This window comes from Jatrophihabitans sp. (genome assembly GCF_036000465.1).
Lineage (GTDB): Bacteria > Actinomycetota > Actinomycetes > Mycobacteriales > Jatrophihabitantaceae > Jatrophihabitans.
Genome location: NZ_DASYFV010000009.1, coordinates 1 through 17478 on the forward strand (window position 1 = coordinate 1; position 17478 = coordinate 17478).

Consider the following 17478-nt stretch of genomic DNA (forward strand, 5'->3'; position numbering starts at 1 on the left):
GTCGAGCGCGTTGGTGTGCAGGGAGTTGGTGCCGGCGAGCACCGCGGCCAGAGCCTCGACGGCGGTGCGCACGATGTTGTTGTCGGGCTGCTGCGCGGTGAGCGAGACGCCCGCGGTCTGGGTGTGGAAGCGCAGCCACTGGGCCTTGTCGGTCTTCGCGCCGTAGACGTCGCGCAGCCAGCGGGCCCAGATGCGCCGGGCCGCGCGCAGCTTGGCGATCTCCTCGAAGAAGTCGATGTGGGCGTCGAAGAAGAACGACAGGCCGGGAGCGAACTGGTCGATGTCCAGGCCGCGCGACTGGCCGAGCTCGACATAGCCGAAGCCGTCGGCCAGCGTGAACGCGAGTTCCTGCGCGGCCGTCGAACCCGCCTCCCGGATGTGATAGCCCGACACCGACAGGGGCTTGTAGGCCGGCACCTCGGTGGCGACGTACTCCATCAGGTCGCCGATGAGCTTCAGGTGCCCCTGCGGCGGGTAGATCCACTCCTTCTGGGCGATGTACTCCTTGAAGATGTCGGTCTGCAGCGTGCCGTTCAGCTTGGAGGTGTCGGCGCCCTGGCGCTCGGCCGCGACGACGTACATGCAGAACGCCGGGACGGCCGGCCCGGAGATCGTCATCGACGTGGTGGTGCCGGCGAGGTCGATGCCGTCGAAGAGCACCTCCATGTCGGCCGCCGAGTCGATGGCCACGCCGCAGTGGCCGACCTCGCCGAGCGAGCGCGGGTCGTCGCTGTCGCGGCCCATCAGGGTCGGCATGTCGAACGCCACGGACAGCCCGCCGCCGCCCTCGGCCAGGATCATCTTGTAGCGCTCGTTGGTCTGCTGGGCGCTGCCGAAGCCGGCGAACTGGCGGATCGTCCACGGCTTGCCGCGGTAGCCGGTGGGGTGGATGCCCCGGGTGAACGGGTACTCCCCGGGCCAGCCGATGCGCTCCATGCGGTCGTCGGCGCCGGTCGGGCCGTAGACCGGGTCGACGTCGTCGCCGGAGAGGGTCGTGTAGTCGCGGTCGGCCTTGCGGGCGGCGTCGTACTTGGCCTGCCAGCGGGCCCGGCCGGCGACGATCTGCTCTGCGTCCATGTCATGACCTTATTGAGGAGTCGGCGCCGGTGATCGGCCCTACGTCCGACAATTTACTTGGACGTCCTAGTAAATGTCACTGTCGACCCGGTCACCGGCGCCCGTCGTCGCCTATCCTGAGCCGGTCATGGTCGAGGATCTGCCTGCCACCGCACGCCGCCGTCCGGGTCGACGGACCGTCGTGGCGCTGGGCTGCGCCCTCGTCCTCGCGGTCGCCGGCGTGGGCTACCTGACCCTGAAGCCGACAACCTCCCCGAAGCCGACAGCGGCGCCGGCCACCCACGCGGCACCCAGTCCCACGCTCCCGTCGCCGACCCCCACGCCGACCGTGACGCGCCGGCCGGTTGCGCGGGCCCCGCACGACGACGTGGCCCCGGCCGGCCCGACCGCGTTCCGTTTCGCCGGCAAGGCGTTCACGATCACCGCGCACGTCTGCGGCATGCCGAACATCCGCCCGCTCGACCCGCCCGGCGAGCAGCACCACACGGTCTGCTGGGTGGACGAGGGGTTCGGCGTCGCGCCGGGCAGCAACAGCGCCACGACCTACGTGCTCGGCCACTCGTGGGGTCAGGACGACCTCGAGGTGCTGAACCAGGCGTCCTCGCTCGCCACCCGCGAGGTGCTGAAGGGCTCGGCCGTCACCACCCGCGAGGGCGTCAAGATCTGGCCGGTCAAGCAGCTTGACGGTTATCTGATGACGCTGCGCACGCCGAAGGGCACCCTCACCTACCGCGTGGGCCAGACGTTCGGGGTGCACAAGCTCGACGCCGGCCGGCTCACCTCGGTGATGAACGACAAGGTTCGCAACCGCATAGTGCTCATCACCTGCGCCGAGCTGAACCACACCGACTACGACTACAACATCATCAGCTTCGCCTACCTCGTGGCGTCGCAGCGCGCGGCGGCGTCGAAGGCCTGATCAGCCCCGCGCGGCGTCAGCAGCAGCCGGCCACCGAGGCCGGGGCGCGCTCAGCCCTCGTCGACGAAGTCGCCCGCGTCGAGCCGCAGCGCGCGCAGGATGTCGAACAGTGTGTCGAGCTCCGGCTGGGGCAGCGCCGACAGGCCGAAGCGGGCGGCGTTGAAGTCGGCCGTCGCCTTCTCGGCGACGGCCCGCCCGGCGTCGGTGATGACGGCCAGCGTGCCGCGACCGTCGCGCGGGTTGGGCTCGCGCCGCACGAGCCCGGCCGCCTCGAGCCGGTCGATCACGTTCGTCACCGATGTGGCGTGCACCTGCAGCCGCTCGCCGATCTTGGACAGCGGCAGCGCCCCGCCCTGCGAGTGCACCAGCAGGACGAGCGCCTCGTAGCGGCTGAAGGTGATGCCGTGCGGGCGCAGCATCGCGTCGAGCTCGGCGATCAGGATCTGGTGGGCCCGCATGATCGAGGTGACCGCGCGCATCGAGGCGTACACCGCCCCGGGCTCGCCGGGCCACTTCTTCTCCCACAACTCGCCCGCGCGTTCAATGGGGTCGAATCCGAGCGGCGACGGCATGCTGGCGAGGGTAACCAACCCGGGCGGGATGGCAGACTGCGACGCACAACATCAACAGGCAGGTGCCCGTGTTCTCTCGTCCTTCCCGCCGTCTCGGCGCCGTCGCAACCGTCGTCGCCTCGCTCGCCGGTGCGCTGGTCGCCCTGACGGTCTCACCCGCGCCGGCGGCCGCCGCGACGCCCACCCCGGTGCTCGAGACGAAGATCATCGGCTACAGCGTGCAGCACCGGGCGATCCGCGCCTACCACCTGGGCAACCCGAACATCGCCCGCCCGGTGGTGCTGATCGGCGAGATGCACGGCGACGAGAAGGCCGGCGTCAAGGTCGCGGTCGCGCTGATCCACGGCACGGTCAGCGTCGAGAACATCAACCTCTGGATCATCCCGACGATGAATCCCGACGGCTACGCCGCGAACACCCGGCAGAACGCCCACAAGGTCGACCTGAACCGCAACTTCCCCTACTACTGGACGCACCTCACCGGCCAGTACTACTCGGGCACCGGGCCGCTGTCCGAGCCCGAGAGCCGGGCGGTCTACGACTTCCTGCGCACCCTGCGACCGCGCTACGTCACCTCGTTGCACCAGCCCCTCTACGGTGTCGACACCACCGACGGCGGCCAGAAGGACCCCGGCTTCCGTGACCGCCTCGCGGCCGACCTGCACCTGCCGCTCAAGGCGTTCCGCTGCTGGAGCTTCTGCGACGGCTCGATGGCCGGCTGGTACACCCGCAGTGGCTACGGCGTCGCGATCACCGCCGAGTTCGGCTGGACACCGTCGACGACCTACCTGACCACCACGGCGCGGCGCGGGGTCGTCCTGGCGATGGGTGGCACCTTCGGCTCGCTCGCCGCGCACAACCCGAGGAGCGCGGTCTACGTCAGCCCGTCCGCCGGGTCCGCGCGCGTCCGCGGCTGGTCGTGGGACACCGACCGGCGAGCGGCCCACGTGGTGGTCGACTACTACCGCGATGCGGCGCTGGTGCGCCGCTCCACCGCAGCGGCCCCCTACGCGCCGGTCAACTCCGTCTTCGGGATCCCGGGCGATCACGGCTACTCGCTGACGATCCCGGCCACCGCCGGCCGGCACACGTTCTGCCTGGTGTTCCACAACATCGGGTCGGGCACCGGGTCGCCGAAGCAGTGCGTCACCACGACCGTCCCGGCGTGAGCGCGGACGGGTAGCGTCCACTCCTATGACCGACGCTCTCGACCGCCTCGACCTGCTGGACCTGGACGACGACCTCAGTGACGACGACCGCCTGCTGCGCGACACCGTCCGCAAGTTCGCGAACGACCGGCTGCGTCCGAACATCCGCGAGTGGTTCGAGGAGGGCACGCTGCCCGCCCGCGAGCTGGCGCAGGAGTTCGGCGCGCTGGGCGTGCTGGGCATGCATCTCGAGGGCTACGGCTGCCAGGGCGCGCTCGCCTCGCAGTACGGCCTGGTGTGCGCCGAGATCGAGGCGGTCGACTCGGGGCTGCGCTCGCTGGTGTCGGTGCAGGGCTCGCTCGCGATGTACGCCATCCACGCCTACGGCAGCGAGGAGCAGAAGCAGCGCTGGCTGCCCGGCATGGCGGCCGGCGAGCTCATCGGGTGCTTCGGCCTGACCGAACCCGACTCGGGCTCGGACCCGGGATCGATGCGCACCCGCGCCGTGCGCGACGGCAGCGACTGGGTCCTCAACGGCACCAAGATGTGGATCACCAACGGCTCGCTGTCCGACGTCGCGGTCGTGTGGGCCCGCACCGACGAGGGCGTTCGCGGCTTCCTGGTCGAGAAGGACATGCCCGGCTTCACCCGCCAGGACGTCCACCACAAGATCTCGCTGCGTGCGTCGGTCACGAGTGAGCTGATCCTGGACGACGTGCGGGTGCCGGAGGCCAACCGGCTGCCCGAGGGCAACGGGCTCAAGGCGCCGCTCGGCTGCCTCACCGAGGCCCGCTTCGGCATCGTTTGGGGCGTCACGGGCGCCGCGCGTGACGCGCTCGGGGCCACCCTCGACTACGCCGGCTCGCGGACCCAGTTCGGCAAGCCGCTCGCCGGCTTCCAGCTGACCCAGAAGAAGCTGGCCGACATGGCGGTGTCGCTCCAGCAGACCCAGCTGACCGCCCGCCGGCTGGGCGAGTTGAAGGACGCCGGGCGCATCCAGCCCCACCAGGTGAGCTTCGGGAAGTTCGCCAACGTCAGCGCCGCGCTCGCCATCTGCCGCGAGGCCCGCTCGATCCTCGGCGGCAGCGGCATCACCACCGAGTACCCGGTGCTGCGGCACGCGGTGAACCTGGAGACCGTCTACACCTACGAGGGCACCCACGAGGTGCACACCCTCGTCCTCGGCTCGAAGCTGACCGGGATCGACGCCTTCCGCTGAGCAACCGTCGAGGTCAGTGGACGACGGTGCTGCGGCGTTCGAGCAGGACGACATCGCGCCAGCGCCCGTGCTGCTGCCCGACGCGTTCCTGGACGCCGACCCGGCGGAAGCCGACCGAGTCGTGCAGGGCCAGGCTCGCGACGTTCTCGGGGAAGACGCCCGACTGGATCGTCCAGATGCCGGCGGCCTCGGTCGAGGCGATGAGCGCGGTCAGCAGCGCGCGACCGACGCCCCGGCCCGCCGCCGCCGGATCGACGTACACGCTGTGCTCGACCACCCCGCTGTAGACGCACCGCGACGACACCGGGCTCACCGCGACCCAGCCGACGACGCCGGAATCGTCGACCGCGACGAAGCGGTGCTCGGGCAGCTTGGCCGCGTCCCACGACTCCCATGACGGCACCACCGTCTCGAAGGTCGCGTCGCCGCCCGCGATGCCGGCGGCGTAGATCGCGGCGACCCGCGGCCAGTGCGCGGCGGCGAGCGGTTCGATGCGGGTCACCGCCCCATCCCAGCCGTCAGGCCCCCAGCGCGGCAAGCCGGTCGGTCAGGAATCGCCGCTCGACAGCGTTCTCGGTGAGCAGCAGCGCCTCGTCGTAGGCGGAGCGGGCCTCGTCGTCGCGGCCGAGGCGGTGCAGGAAGTCGGCCCGCGCCGCGGCCAGGTAGGCGTAGGCCGCGAGTTGCGGCTCGGCCCCCAGCGCGTCCAGCGCATCGAGACCGGCCTGCGGCCCGGCCGCGAAGCCCACCGCCACCGCCCGGTTCAACGCGACCACCGGCGACGGCCAGGCCTGCAACAGCAGGTCGTAGAGCCCGACGACCTCGGGCCAGTCCGTCGCCTCCCACGAGTCGGCCTCGGCGTGCACGGCCGCGATCGCCGCCTGCAGCGCGAAGCGACCGGCCGGCCGACGCCGCAGGGCCTCGCGCACGAGCGCCACGCCCTCGGCGATCTCGGCGCGATCCCACGCGGCGCGGTCCTGGTCGGCCAGCAGGACCAGCTGCCCGTCCGGTCCTACGCGGGTGGTCCGCCGCGCGTCGGTGAGCAGGATGAGCGCGAGCAGGCCGGCAACGTCGCGGTCGGCCGGGAGCAGGGCGCGCAACAGCCGGGCGAGGTCGAGGGCACGCTCGACGAGATCCGGACGGGTCAACCCGTCGCCGGCCGGGGCGGTGTGGCCGGTCGTGTACAGAAGGTGGATCACGGCGAGCACCGCATCGACCCGCTCGGGCAGCTCGGCCGCCGACGGCACCCGGTACGGGATACCCGCGGCCGAGATCTTCTTCTTGGCCCGGGTCAGGCGCGCGGCCATCGTCGATTCGGTGACGAGGAACGAGTGCGCCACCTCGGCCGTGGTCAGCCCGCACACCAGCCGCAGGGTCAGCGCCACCCGCGCTTCGGGGGCGAGCGCGGGGTGGCAGCAGGTGCAGATGAGGCGCAGCCGGTCGTCGGGGATCTCGGGTTCGACCGTCGGGTCCGGATCCTCGCCCGCCTCGTCCTCCACCAGCATCGGCATCAGCCGCCGGAACGTCGTGTCCCGTCGCAACCGGTCCAGCGCGCGGTTGCGGGCCGCGGTCGTCAGCCAGCCGCCCGGCCGCGCCGGGATGCCCCGCTCGGCCCACACCCGCAGCGCCTGGGCGTAGGCGTCCTGCACGCACTCCTCGGCCAGGTCGATGTCGCGGGTGATGCGCACCGTCGCGGCGAGGACGAACCCCCACTCGCGACGGTGCGCCCCGGCCACCGCAGCCGCGACGGCCGCGGACGTGCTCACGCCCCTCGACCTAGGAGAACACCATGATCGGACGCACCTCGAGCCCGCCGTCGAGCACCGGCACGTCCTGCGCCATCGCGATCGCGGCGTCGAGATCGGCCGCCTCGACGAGGTAGTAGCCGCCGAGCGCCTCCTTCGACTCGACGAACGGGCCGTCCGTGGTGGTGAAGCCACCGGCGCCGTCGGGCCGCACGGTCGTCGCCGTCGCCACCGCCTCCAGCGCGTTGCCGCCGAGGACGGCGTCCCCCCACTTCTCGGAGAAAGCGTTGTGCCCCGCCATGACCTGCCCCATGCCGGCCGCGTCCAGGGAGGCGTAGGCGCTCTCGTCGTCGTAGATGAGAACCAGGTACTGACCCATGTGCTGCACCTTTCGTCAGGAGGCCCGCCGTCGGGCCTCTCTATCAGGACGACGTTCGGGACGGACCCGGATCGACAGCGTAAATGGGAAACTGGCACGCTCGAACCCCATGGAGTGGAATCTTCGGTCCTGTGCCCGCCACGGGCACGTGACCTACGCGCCCGACGAACCCGAGTACCGCGCCCGGCTCGAGGCCGGCACGCCGCTCGGCAACGCCTGGCGCTGCCTGCGGTGCGGGGCCTTCGTGCTGGGCGAGCCGCACGGCAGCGGGCCCGCCGACGACGCCCCCGTCCTCCTCCGCGGCAAGGCGCTGCGCAGCGCGTTCATCCTGCGCGCGCTCGCGATCGAGCGGTGGGCCCGCGGCCTCATCCTGATCCTGCTCGCCGTCGCGGTGTGGCGGCTCCGGAGCACCCAGGTGAGCCTGCAGGAGTTGTTCCAGCGCGATCTGAAATCCCTCGAGCCGTTCTTCCGTCAGATCCACTTCAACGTGTCCGACTCGAGCACGATCCACTCGATCGAGAAGGTGCTGCACGCCAAGCCCTCGACGCTGAACCTCATCGCGTTCGGCATCCTGTTCTACGGGCTGCTGCAGGTCGCCGAGGGCATCGGCCTGTGGTCGCTCAAGCGCTGGGGCGAGTACGTCGCCGTCGTCGGCACCACCCTGTTCATCCCGCTCGAGGTGTACGAGGTCGTCGACAAGACCACCTGGCTCAAGGTCGTCGTCCTGATCGTCAACATCGCCGCGGTGCTGTATCTGCTGCTGTCCAAGCGCCTCTTCGGACTGAGGGGCGGGCACCGCGCGTACGAGGAGTCGCTGCACGAGGTCTCGCTGCTCGAGGTCGAGGCCTCGTCGGAGAATGCCGAGGAGTCCGCGGCCCGCCGCGCCTGAAACCGTGCCGTCGACTGCTGCGTTGATGACTCAAGTGGATCGGCCGGAGGTCGATGATGGGATCGACCGCGTGTGCCCGTTAGTGAAGGAGGTCGCGTGACCGACAACGACCTGCTGCCGCTGCTGCGCGAGCGCCTGCTCGGCATCTACTCGCCCCTGCTCGCCGACACCACGGCCACCCTGCTGTTCACCGCCGGCGGCATGGCCAACTGGACCGTCGAGATCGAGAAGGGCCGCGCCTCGGCCCGGCGCGGCGGACCGTCCCGGCCGACCACCACGGTGAAGGCGTCGCTGCCCATCCTCACCGAGGTCGTCTCGGGCGAGCGCAGCGGCGTCCAGGCGTTCCTCGACGGCCTGCTGACCGTGCGGGGCGACCTCGCCCTGGCCCTCCAGCTCGACGGCCTGTTCCCCGGCGACGCCGCCGACGACACCCGCACCTACACCCGCTCGGTGCGCGCCGGCGGCATCGAAACCTTCTACCTCGAGGCCGGCCCGGTCGACGCCCCGACCGTCGTGCTCGTGCACGGCCTGAGCGCCACCAACGCCTCGATGCTGCCGCTCATCCCGGCGCTGTCGAAGAACTTCCGCGTCCTCGCGCCCGACCTGCCCGGTCACGGCGGCACCGAGGCCAAGGGCGAGCCCCACGCCGCGCGCTACCTCGGCGACTGGCTGATCGCGTTCCTGCGCGAGACCTGCGACTCCCCCGCCGTCCTCGTCGGCAACAGCCTGGGCGGGCGCACCTGCCTCGAGGCGGCGCTCATCTCGCCCTACGAGGTCCGCGGACTGGTGCTGCTGTGCCCGGCCGTCGCGTTCCGAAAGCTGCGCCAGCTGGTGCCGTTCGTGCGCATCGTCCCGGACGAGATCGCCGCGCTGCCGGTCCGCGTGCCGCGCCGCATGGCGATGCGCGGGCTGCGCAACCTGTTCGCCGACCCGGCCGCGCTGCCCCAGGCCTGGTACGACGCGGCCATCGACGAGTTCGTCCGGGTGATGACGATCCGGTCGAACCGGCTGGCCACCTTCTCGGCGCTGCGCCACATCTACCTGGACGAGCCGTTCGGCGAGAAGGGTTTCTGGGATCGTCTGCCCGGGCTCAAGCCGCCGGCGCTGTTCATCTGGGGCGACAAGGACGTGCTCGTGCCCGCCGGCTTCGCCCGCTTCGTCGACGAGGCGCTACCCGGTGCGCGCACCGTGGTGCTGGAGAACTGCGGGCACGTGCCCCAGTTCGAGTTCCCCGAAGTGACGGCCGGGCTCACCCGCGACTTCATCGCCGAGCTCCCCGGCCCCGAGGCCGCCTGAATCGGTCAGAGCGACGCGACGAGCTCCTCGGCGGCGGTGTAGGGGTCGGTCGAGCCGGCCACGACCCGACCGGCCGCGGTGTCCAGCGCCGTCGAGCCGTGCACCTCGGCGAACTTCTGTCGGACGGTCCCGAGCGCGATCGCCTCGATCTCGGCGGCCGCTCGAATCCGGCGACGCCGGTCGAGCTCGCCGTGCTCCTCCATCCAGCCGCGGTGCTTCTCGATGGCGGCGATGACGTCGTCGACGCCCTCGGCGCGCGCGGCCACGGTCTTCACGATCGGCGGCCGCCACGCGCCGGCGGTCGAGTGCTTGCCGCCGAGCGACTGCATGTAGCGCAGGTCGCGCACTACCTGGTCGGCGCCGTCGCGGTCGGCCTTGTTGACCACGAAGATGTCGGCGATCTCGATGATGCCGGCCTTGGCCGCCTGGATGCCGTCACCGAAGCCGGGCGCCACGACGAGCAGCGTGGTGTCGGCCAGCGACGCGATCTCGACCTCGGCCTGCCCGACGCCGACCGTCTCGACGAGCACGACGTCGCAGCCGGTCGCGTCGAGCACCCGCAGCGCCTGCGGGACGGCGGCCGAGAGCCCGCCGAGCTGCCCGCGCGAGGCCATCGAGCGGATGAACACCCCGTCGTCGGTGGCGTGGTCCTGCATGCGCACGCGGTCGCCGAGCAGCGCGCCACCGGAGAACGGCGAGGACGGGTCGACGGCCAGCACGCCGACCCGCTTGTCCGCGGCCCGCAGCGCGGTGACCAGCGCCGAGGTCGAGGTGGACTTACCGACGCCGGGCGAACCGGTCAGCCCGACCACCTGCGCGTGACCACCGTGCGGAGCGAGCGCCGCGGCGACCTCGCGCAGTACGGGTGAGTCGTTCTCGACGAGCGAGATCAGCCGGGCGACGGCCCGGGGCTCACCGCCCCGGGCCCGGTCGACCAGGCCGGCGACATCGACGTCACGCCGGGAGACGGCCACCCGTCAGGCGGGAACGTGCAGGATCAGCGCGTCGCCCTGGCCCCCGCCGCCGCACAGCGCGGCCGCGCCGGTGCCGCCGCCGCGCCGCTTGAGCTCGAGCGCGAGGGTGAGCGCCAGGCGGGCGCCGGACATGCCGATCGGGTGGCCGAGCGCGATGGCGCCACCGTTGACGTTGACGATGTCCTCGGAGACGCCGAGGTCCTTCATCGACTGGATGCCGACGGCCGCGAACGCCTCGTTGATCTCGATGAGGTCGAGGTCGGCGACCTGCAGGTTCTCCTTGCGGAGCGCATCGTTGATGGCGTTGGACGGCTGCGACTGCAGCGAGTTGTCCGGGCCGGCGACGTTGCCGTGGGCGCCGATCTCGGCGATCCACGACAGGCCGAGCTCCTCGGCCTTGGCCTTGCTCATCACGACGACAGCGGCGGCGCCGTCGGAGATCTGCGAGGCCGTGCCGGCGGTGATCGTGCCGTCGCGGTTGAACGCCGGGCGCAGCTTGGCGAGCGACTCGGCGGTCGTGTCGCCGCGGATGCCCTCGTCCTCGCGGAACTCGATCGGGTCGCCCTTCCGCTGCGGGATCAGGACGGGCGCGATCTCCTCGTCGAACACGCCGTTCTTCTGCGCCTCGGCGGCGCGCTGGTGCGAGCGGGCGGCGAAGGCGTCCTGCGCCTCGCGGCCGATCTCCAGCTTCTTGTTGACGTTGTCGGTCGACTCGCCCATCGGGATGTTCTCGAAGATGTCGGTGAGGCCGTCGTAGGCCATCGCGTCGAGCATCTCGATCGCGCCGTACTTGAAGCCCGCGCGCGACTTCGGCAGCAGGTGCGGCGCCTGGGTCATCGACTCCTGGCCACCGGCGACGACGATGTCGAACTCGCCGGCGCGGATCAGCTGGTCGGCCAGCGCGATCGCGTCCAGGCCGGAGAGGCAGACCTTGTTGATGGTCAGCGCCGGCACGTTCATCGGGATGCCGGCCTTGACAGCGGCATTGCGCGCGGGGATCTGGCCGGCGCCGGCCTGCAGGACCTGTCCCATGATCACGTACTGCACCTGCCCGGGCGAGACCCCGGAGCGCTCCAGCGCGGCCTTGATGGCGACGCCACCGAGGTCGGCGCCGGAGAAGTCCTTCAGCGAGCCCATGAGCCGGCCCATGGGGGTGCGGGCGCCGTTGACGATGACCGATCCAGCCATGCCTGATTCCTCCTCGATGCGCGCAGGAGTGCCCCGCACAGCGGCTCAACCATAACCAGCCCGGCTGTCCCGGCGAGTGTGAACCGTCCCACCGGAGGGTCCCTGCAAGCGGTTCAGGTTGCCACGATGTCCGAATGTCTACGACCTCCGAATCCGCCGGCAGCCTGTTCACCAAGATCGACCACGTGGGCATCGCCGTCCCCGACCTCGACGAGGCGATCGCCTTCTACCGCGACACCTTCGGCGTCGTGAGCGTCCACGAGGAGACGAATGCCGAGCAGGGCGTCCGCGAGGCCATGCTCGCCGTAGGCGACGGCACGACCCGCATCCAGCTGCTCGCCCCGCTCTCCGAGGACTCCACGATCGCCAAGTTCATCGGTCGCAACGGCCCCGGCGTGCAGCAGGTCGCCTACACCGTGGCCGACATCGACGCCGTGTCCGCCACCCTGCGCGAGCGCGGTCTGCGGCTGCTCTACGACGCCCCGCGCCGCGGCACGTCCGACAGCCGGGTCAACTTCATCCACCCGAAGGACGCCGGCGGCGTGCTCGTCGAGCTCGTCGAACCCGCCTCGACAGGACAGTAGAAGTTACTGTCCGGTAACATCTGCTGTGATCCGCCCGAGCCCCGACAGATAGGAACTCCCGTGGACGAAATCCGCGCCGCCATCCTCAACGACGACCTCGCCTCCGTCGCCGGCCTCTCCGTGCCCGACAGCTACGAGGGCGTGGTCGTCCGCGCCGACGAGGCGGACATGTTCGCCGGCTTGACGACGAAGGAGAAGGACCCGCGCAAGAGCCTGCACCTGCAGGAGGTCCCGACCCCCGAGCTCGGCCCGGGTGAGGCGATCGTGGCCGTCATGGCGAGCGCCATCAACTACAACACCGTCTGGACGTCGATCTTCGAGCCGGTGTCGACCTTCGGCTTCCTCAAGCGCTACGCCAAGTCCTCCGAGCTCGCCCGCAAGCACGACCAGCCGTACCACGTGGTGGGCTCCGACCTCTCCGGGGTCGTGCTGCGCACCGGCCCGGGCGTCACCCGCTGGAAGGCCGGCGACGAGGTCGTCGCGCACTGCCTGTCCGTCGAGCTCGAGGACCCGCAGGGTCACGACGACTCGATGATGGACCCGCAGCAGCGCATCTGGGGCTTCGAGACCAACTTCGGCGGCCTGGCCCAGCTCGCGCTGGTGAAGTCCAACCAGTTGATGCCGAAGCCCGCCCACCTGACCTGGGAGGAGGCGGCAGCGCCCGGACTCGTCAACGCCACCGCGTACCGCCAGCTGGTCAGCCACCACGGCGCCGGGATGAAGCAGGGCGACACCGTGCTGATCTGGGGCGCCTCGGGCGGTCTCGGCGGGTACGCCACGCAGTACGCCCTCAACGGCGGCGCGATCCCGGTCTGCGTCGTCTCCTCCCCCGAGAAGGCCGAGATCTGCAGGGCCATGGGGGCCGAGCTGATCATCGACCGGAGCGCCGAGGGCTACGAGTTCTGGAAGGACGGCGTCCAGCAGCCGTCGGAATGGAAGCGGTTCGGCTCGAAGATCCGCGAGCTGACCGGCGGCGACGACATCGACATCGTGTTCGAGCACCCGGGCCGCGAGACCTTCGGCGCCTCGGTGTTCGTCACCCGTCGCGGCGGCATCATCACCACCTGTGCCTCGACCTCGGGTTACATGCACGAGTACGACAACCGGTACCTGTGGATGACGCTCAAGCGCATCATCGGCTCGCACTTCGCCAACTACCGCGAGTCGTGGGAGGCGAACCGGCTCATCGCCAAGGGCGCGATCCACCCGACGCTGTCGAAGGTCTACCCCCTCGCCGAGACCGGCCAGGCCACCAACGACGTGCATCGCAACCTGCACCAGGGCAAGGTCGGCGTCCTCTGCCTGGCGCCCGAGGAGGGCCTGGGCGTGCGTGACCGCGAGCTGCGGGCCAAGCACCTGGACGCGATCAACCGCTTCCGGGACCGCTGACCCCCGGGGCGGAGCGCACAGCATTCTCAGGTCTACCGACCTTGGGCACTTCGCCCGGTAATGGGACGATGGCTCGATGACCGAGCCGACGTCCGACCTGTTGCCGTTGTACGACATGAGCCGCGGTTTCGACACCGCGATGCGTGGCTACGACAAGGCCCAGGTCGATCGGGAGATCGGCCGTCTGGACGACGACCTGCGGGTCACCGTGGCCGAGCGTGACGCCGCGGCGGCCAAGAGCGCCGACCTGGCGGCCCAGCTCGGCAGCCTGTCGGCCCAGATCGAGTCGCTGCGCCGGCAGCTCCGCGCGGCCACCGAGTCGGTGAGTGCGGAGAACGTCGACGAGCGGGTCAAGCAGAAGCTCGAGACGGCGGCGTCCGAGGCGGCCAAGATCCGCACGGACGCCGAGGCCCAGGCCGAGCAGACCCGCAACGGCGCGGCCGACGCTGCCGCCCGCACCCGGGCCGCGGCGCACGCGGAGGCGGAGCGGATCATCGGCGACGCCACGCAGCGCCTCGCCGAGGCCGAGGAGACGTTCCGGCAGCGGCTGGCCGAGGCCGAGCAGCGCCGCGAGCTGATCGAGAAGTCGCTCGCCGAGAGCGAGCAGCGCACCCGCACCGCGGAGGCCCGGCTGTCGGCCGAGTCCGAGGCGACGCGGGAACGGCTGGCCGCCGAGGCCCAGGCCGAGCGCGAGCGCCTCGACGCCGAGGCGCTGGCCGAGCGCACCCGGGCCCAGGAGGACTTCGAGATCGCGCTGCGGCTGCGGCGCAGCACCGCCCATCGCGAGGAGTCGGAGCAGAAGCGCACGGCCGACGAGGCCGCCGCGCGCACCCTCGCCGACGCCCGTCAGGCGGCCCGCCAGCTCATCGCCGACGCCACCCACGAGGTCCGCCGGCTGCACGGCGTGCGCGACGACACCCACGGCGCGCTCACCGCCCTGCGCGAGCGGCTCGGCGCGGCGCTGGACGAGGCGCGCGCCGCCACCCCGCCCGAGCCGGACCTGCCCGAGTCGCTGCGCGACCTCGGCCCGAGCGACTGACCGATCGTGGAGCGTTGCTCTCACGCTCCACGATCAGTAGCGCGGGGCGCTGCGGGTGCGCTGCACCCCGGGAGCACGCCGGCCGCGGGCGTCCCAGCAGGTCGTGTGCCAATGGCGCCGGTCGTCGGCCGACACGTCGTCGGCGGGCCAGGTGACCAGATGGGGCACGCCGGCCCGGATCTCCTGGTCGCAGCCCGGGCAGCGGTACGCCTTCGTCCCGGCCTGGCCGCTCACCGTCCGGACGTCGTAGGCCTCGCCCCGCCACGACTCGCGCCGCGCTGACCCGCCCACGGGGCGGCCACGAGCGGCCTCGACCCGGCGACGGTTCTGGCGGGGCATGCCGCTAGCTGTAGTCGCGGAAACCCTTGCCGGTCTTGCGACCGAGGCGGCCCGCGGTGACAAGGTGCTCGAGCAGGGGCGCGGGAGCGAAGCCCGGGTCGCGGAACTCCTGGAACAGCTGCCGCTGGATCGCCAGCGACACGTCGTTGCCGACGACGTCGAGCAGCTCGAACGGGCCCATCGGGTACCCGCAGCCGACCTTCATCGCCGCGTCGATGTCGTCGGCGTTCGAGTAGTGCGCCTCGAGCATGCGGACGGCGTCGTTCAGGTAGGGGAAGAGCAGCGCGTTCACGATGAAGCCCGAGCGGTCGCCGCAGCGCACCGGGTGCTTACCGATCTTGCGGGTGACGTCGAGGACGGTGGCCTCGACGTCGTGCGCGGTCGACACGGTGCTGACCACCTCGACCAGGCGCATGATCGACGCCGGGTTGAAGAAGTGCATGCCGATGACGTCGGCCGGGCGCGATGTCGCCATCGCGCACTCGATGACCGGCAGCGAGGACGTCGTGGTGGCGAGCACGGTGCCGGGCGCGCAGATGTCGTCGAGGTTCGCGAAAAGCGTCTGCTTGACCTGGAGGTCCTCGACCACGGCCTCGACGACGAGCTGCACGGCGGCCAGGTCGTCCAGCGAGGAACTCGGGGTGATCCGGGTCAGGGCGGCGTCGCGGTCGGCCTCGGTGAGCTTGCCGCGGCCGACGGCCTTGTCGAGCGAGCGGGTGATGCCGGCGACCACCTTGGCGGCCTTGTCGTCGCTGCGGGCGACGAAGGTGACGTCGTAACCGGCCTTGGCGAAGACCTCGATGATGCCCGAGGCCATGGTGCCCGAACCGACGACGCCGACCCGGCTGATCTCGCGCGCTCCCTCGAGAGCGGCCGCGAGTGACGGGGTGAGGTCGTCGTCGACCACCTTGGGCGACCCGGCGGTGTCGTAGGTGTAGAAGCCCTTGCCGGTCTTCCGCCCGAGCAGACCGGCCGTCATCATCTGCTTGAAGATCGGCTGCGGGGCGTGCAGGCGGTCGCGCGACTGCTTGTACATCGTGTCGAGGATCTCGTAGGCGGTGTCGATGCCGATGAGGTCGAGCAGCGCCAGCGGGCCCATCGGCAGGCCGCAGCCCAGCTTCATGGCGGCGTCGATGTCCTCGCGGCTGGCGTAACGCGACTCGTACAGGTCGACGGCGTGGTTGAGGTAGCCGAAGAGCAGGGCGTTGGCGATGAAGCCGGCGCGGTCGCCGACGGTGACGTCGACCTTGCCGAGCTTCTGGGCGAAGGCCTCGACGTCGAGGACGACCTCCTGCTCGGTGACCACCGTGCGGATGACCTCGACGAGCTTCATGACCGGCGCCGGGTTGAAGAAGTGCATGCCGACGACCTTGCCGGGACGCCCGGTGGACACGGCGATCTCGGTGATCGAGAGCGAGGACGTGTTGCTGGCCAGGATGGTCTCCGGCTTGCAGATGGAGTCGAGCTCGGTGAAGATCGCCCGCTTCAGCTCGAGCTTCTCGGGCACGGCCTCGATGACGAGGTCGACCTCGGCCATGGCGGCGAGGTCGGTGCCGAAACTCACCCGCTCCAGCAGCTCGGTGGCCTCCTGCTCGGTCAGCTTGCCGCGGTCGACACCGCGGGCGATCGAGCCGTCCAGGTGCGCCTTGCCGTGGCCGAGCGCGGTGTCGTCCTTCTCGACGGCGATGACCGACAGCCCGTAACGGGCGAAGACCTCGACGATGCCGGCACCCATGGTGCCGAGCCCGACCACGCCGACCTGCTTGAACTCCCGAGACATGCGAAGGAGCCTAACCGGCTGACCTCGCCGCTACGCCCGCGAACGCGCGTTCCGTGACCGATCTCGCGTCCGGGCTACTTGCTGAAACGGGCGATGGCCTCGGCCAGCTGGGGACTGCGGGTCGAGGCGGCCTGGGCCCAGGACTCGAAGTCGAGGGTGTCCTCGAAGCTGCCCCGCTCGGCGATGCCGATGGCGCGCTTGATGTCGCGGGCCAGCAGCGGGTCGACAGCGGCCCACCGACCGGCGGTTTCGAGGGCCGCCGCCAGCGGATCGTCGACCACGTCGAGGACGAGCCCGAGTTCCTCGGCCTCCACCGCGCTCAGCATGCCGCCGTCCATGATCAGCGACATCGTGCGCTGGCGGCCGAGGTTCTGGGTCAGGAACCAGGTGCAGCCGCCGCCGGGGTGCAGCCCGAGCTTGGTGAAGGTGACCCCGAACTTCGCGTGCGGGCCGGCGATGCGGATGTCGCAGGCCATCGCCAGGTTCACGCCGGCGCCGACCGCGGCCCCGTTGACCGCGGCGATGGCCGGGATGCTGAGCCGCTTCACCCGCAGGAAGCTGTCGTAGATCGTGCGCAGGCCCTCGCGCACCTCGTACGGGTGCTTGTCGCTGCCCCCGAAGACAGCCGGCAGGTCGGCGCCCGCGCTGAATCCGGGACCGTTGCCGGTGACGACGAGCACCCGGGCGTCGCCGTCGGCGGCCACGGTGTCGACGGCCTCGCTGAGCGCGGCCTGCAGCGCCGGCGACATCGCGTTGCGGCGGTCGGGGTCGTTCAGGGTGAGGACGCGCACGCCCTCGACGGGTCCGTTCTCGAGCAGCACGAGCGACATGGCTGCACTCTGTCAGACCCGGACCGGACACCGGCGACATCCCCGGGGATCTCCGGGATCGCGTCACGACGGAACACACCCGGAGCGGTGTCACGCCGGTTCGGGTCGGCGGCG

Annotated in this window: 18 protein-coding genes; 8 read left to right on the plus strand and 10 right to left on the minus strand. The window is 71.2% G+C overall.

Annotated features, from left to right (window positions below):
- A partial coding sequence (locus VGN18_RS02990) for an acyl-CoA mutase large subunit family protein (protein ID WP_327538149.1) occupies positions 1 to 1077 on the minus strand: 1077 nt, incomplete at its 3' end.
- A gap of 127 nt (positions 1078 to 1204) precedes the next feature.
- Here VGN18_RS02990 and VGN18_RS02995 point away from each other — a divergent pair.
- Positions 1205 to 1996: a hypothetical protein gene (locus VGN18_RS02995; RefSeq protein WP_327538150.1), complete on the plus strand. Its 792-nt coding sequence runs from the start codon at positions 1205 to 1207 to the stop codon at positions 1994 to 1996.
- Positions 1997 to 2046: 50 nt separating this feature from the next.
- Here VGN18_RS02995 and VGN18_RS03000 read toward each other — a convergent pair whose 3' ends face one another.
- A complete protein-coding gene (locus VGN18_RS03000) occupies positions 2047 to 2568 on the minus strand; it encodes a MarR family transcriptional regulator (RefSeq protein ID WP_327538151.1) in 522 nt (173 codons plus the stop codon).
- Between the two features lie 62 nt (positions 2569 to 2630).
- Between VGN18_RS03000 and VGN18_RS03005 the strand changes: the two genes are divergently transcribed.
- A complete protein-coding gene (locus VGN18_RS03005) occupies positions 2631 to 3737 on the plus strand; it encodes a M14 family zinc carboxypeptidase (protein ID WP_327538152.1) in 1107 nt (368 codons plus the stop codon).
- 25 nt (positions 3738 to 3762) lie between these two features.
- On the plus strand, positions 3763 to 4935 hold the full coding sequence (locus VGN18_RS03010) for an acyl-CoA dehydrogenase family protein (protein WP_327538153.1): 1173 nt from the start codon (positions 3763 to 3765) through the stop codon (positions 4933 to 4935).
- A 13-nt stretch (positions 4936 to 4948) separates the two neighbouring features.
- On the opposite strand, the gene VGN18_RS03015 is transcribed toward VGN18_RS03010, so the two are convergent.
- The 3 genes from VGN18_RS03015 to VGN18_RS03025 are packed head-to-tail and all read right to left on the minus strand — an operon-like array spanning position 4949 to position 7056.
- Positions 4949 to 5437, minus strand: coding sequence for an N-acetyltransferase family protein (locus VGN18_RS03015; protein WP_327538154.1), 489 nt, complete (start codon positions 5435 to 5437; stop codon positions 4949 to 4951).
- A gap of 16 nt (positions 5438 to 5453) precedes the next feature.
- Complete coding sequence (locus VGN18_RS03020; protein WP_327538155.1) at positions 5454 to 6698, minus strand: RNA polymerase sigma factor; 1245 nt, start codon at positions 6696 to 6698, stop codon at positions 5454 to 5456.
- A 10-nt stretch (positions 6699 to 6708) separates the two neighbouring features.
- Positions 6709 to 7056: a YciI family protein gene (locus tag VGN18_RS03025; protein WP_327538156.1), complete on the minus strand. Its 348-nt coding sequence runs from the start codon at positions 7054 to 7056 to the stop codon at positions 6709 to 6711.
- A 109-nt stretch (positions 7057 to 7165) separates the two neighbouring features.
- Here VGN18_RS03025 and VGN18_RS03030 point away from each other — a divergent pair, with 109 nt between their 5' ends.
- Both VGN18_RS03030 and VGN18_RS03035 read left to right on the plus strand, forming a co-directional pair.
- Entirely contained in the window at positions 7166 to 7945 is a 780-nt protein-coding gene (locus VGN18_RS03030) for a DUF2127 domain-containing protein (protein WP_327538157.1), read from the plus strand.
- 96 nt (positions 7946 to 8041) lie between these two features.
- Entirely contained in the window at positions 8042 to 9241 is a 1200-nt protein-coding gene (locus VGN18_RS03035) for an alpha/beta fold hydrolase (RefSeq protein ID WP_327538158.1), read from the plus strand.
- 5 nt (positions 9242 to 9246) lie between these two features.
- Here VGN18_RS03035 and meaB read toward each other — a convergent pair whose 3' ends face one another.
- Positions 9247 to 10215, minus strand: coding sequence for a methylmalonyl Co-A mutase-associated GTPase MeaB (gene meaB, locus VGN18_RS03040; protein ID WP_327538159.1), 969 nt, complete (start codon positions 10213 to 10215; stop codon positions 9247 to 9249).
- Between the two features lie 3 nt (positions 10216 to 10218).
- Positions 10219 to 11403, minus strand: a complete 1185-nt coding sequence (locus tag VGN18_RS03045) for an acetyl-CoA C-acetyltransferase (RefSeq protein ID WP_327538160.1) — start codon at positions 11401 to 11403, stop codon at positions 10219 to 10221.
- Between the two features lie 134 nt (positions 11404 to 11537).
- On the opposite strand from VGN18_RS03045, the gene mce reads away from it, so the two are divergent.
- The 3 genes from mce (at position 11538) to VGN18_RS03060 (ending at position 14415) form a co-directional block, all read left to right on the plus strand.
- Entirely contained in the window at positions 11538 to 11987 is a 450-nt protein-coding gene (mce, locus tag VGN18_RS03050) for a methylmalonyl-CoA epimerase (RefSeq protein ID WP_327538161.1), read from the plus strand.
- Between the two features lie 60 nt (positions 11988 to 12047).
- Positions 12048 to 13376: a crotonyl-CoA carboxylase/reductase gene (gene ccrA, locus VGN18_RS03055; RefSeq protein WP_327538162.1), complete on the plus strand. Its 1329-nt coding sequence runs from the start codon at positions 12048 to 12050 to the stop codon at positions 13374 to 13376.
- Positions 13377 to 13452: 76 nt separating this feature from the next.
- The gene (locus VGN18_RS03060) at positions 13453 to 14415 is read left to right on the plus strand and encodes a hypothetical protein (RefSeq protein WP_327538163.1); all 963 of its coding nucleotides are present in this window, start codon (positions 13453 to 13455) and stop codon (positions 14413 to 14415) included.
- A 33-nt stretch (positions 14416 to 14448) separates the two neighbouring features.
- On the opposite strand, the gene VGN18_RS03065 is transcribed toward VGN18_RS03060, so the two are convergent.
- The 3 genes from VGN18_RS03065 to VGN18_RS03075 form a co-directional block, all read right to left on the minus strand.
- Positions 14449 to 14754, minus strand: a complete 306-nt coding sequence (locus VGN18_RS03065; protein ID WP_327538164.1) for a hypothetical protein — start codon at positions 14752 to 14754, stop codon at positions 14449 to 14451.
- Positions 14755 to 14758: 4 nt separating this feature from the next.
- Complete coding sequence (locus tag VGN18_RS03070; RefSeq protein ID WP_327538165.1) at positions 14759 to 16534, minus strand: 3-hydroxybutyryl-CoA dehydrogenase; 1776 nt, start codon at positions 16532 to 16534, stop codon at positions 14759 to 14761.
- Positions 16535 to 16608: 74 nt separating this feature from the next.
- Entirely contained in the window at positions 16609 to 17364 is a 756-nt protein-coding gene (locus VGN18_RS03075; RefSeq protein WP_327538166.1) for an enoyl-CoA hydratase, read from the minus strand.
- Positions 17365 to 17478 lie beyond the last annotated feature (114 nt).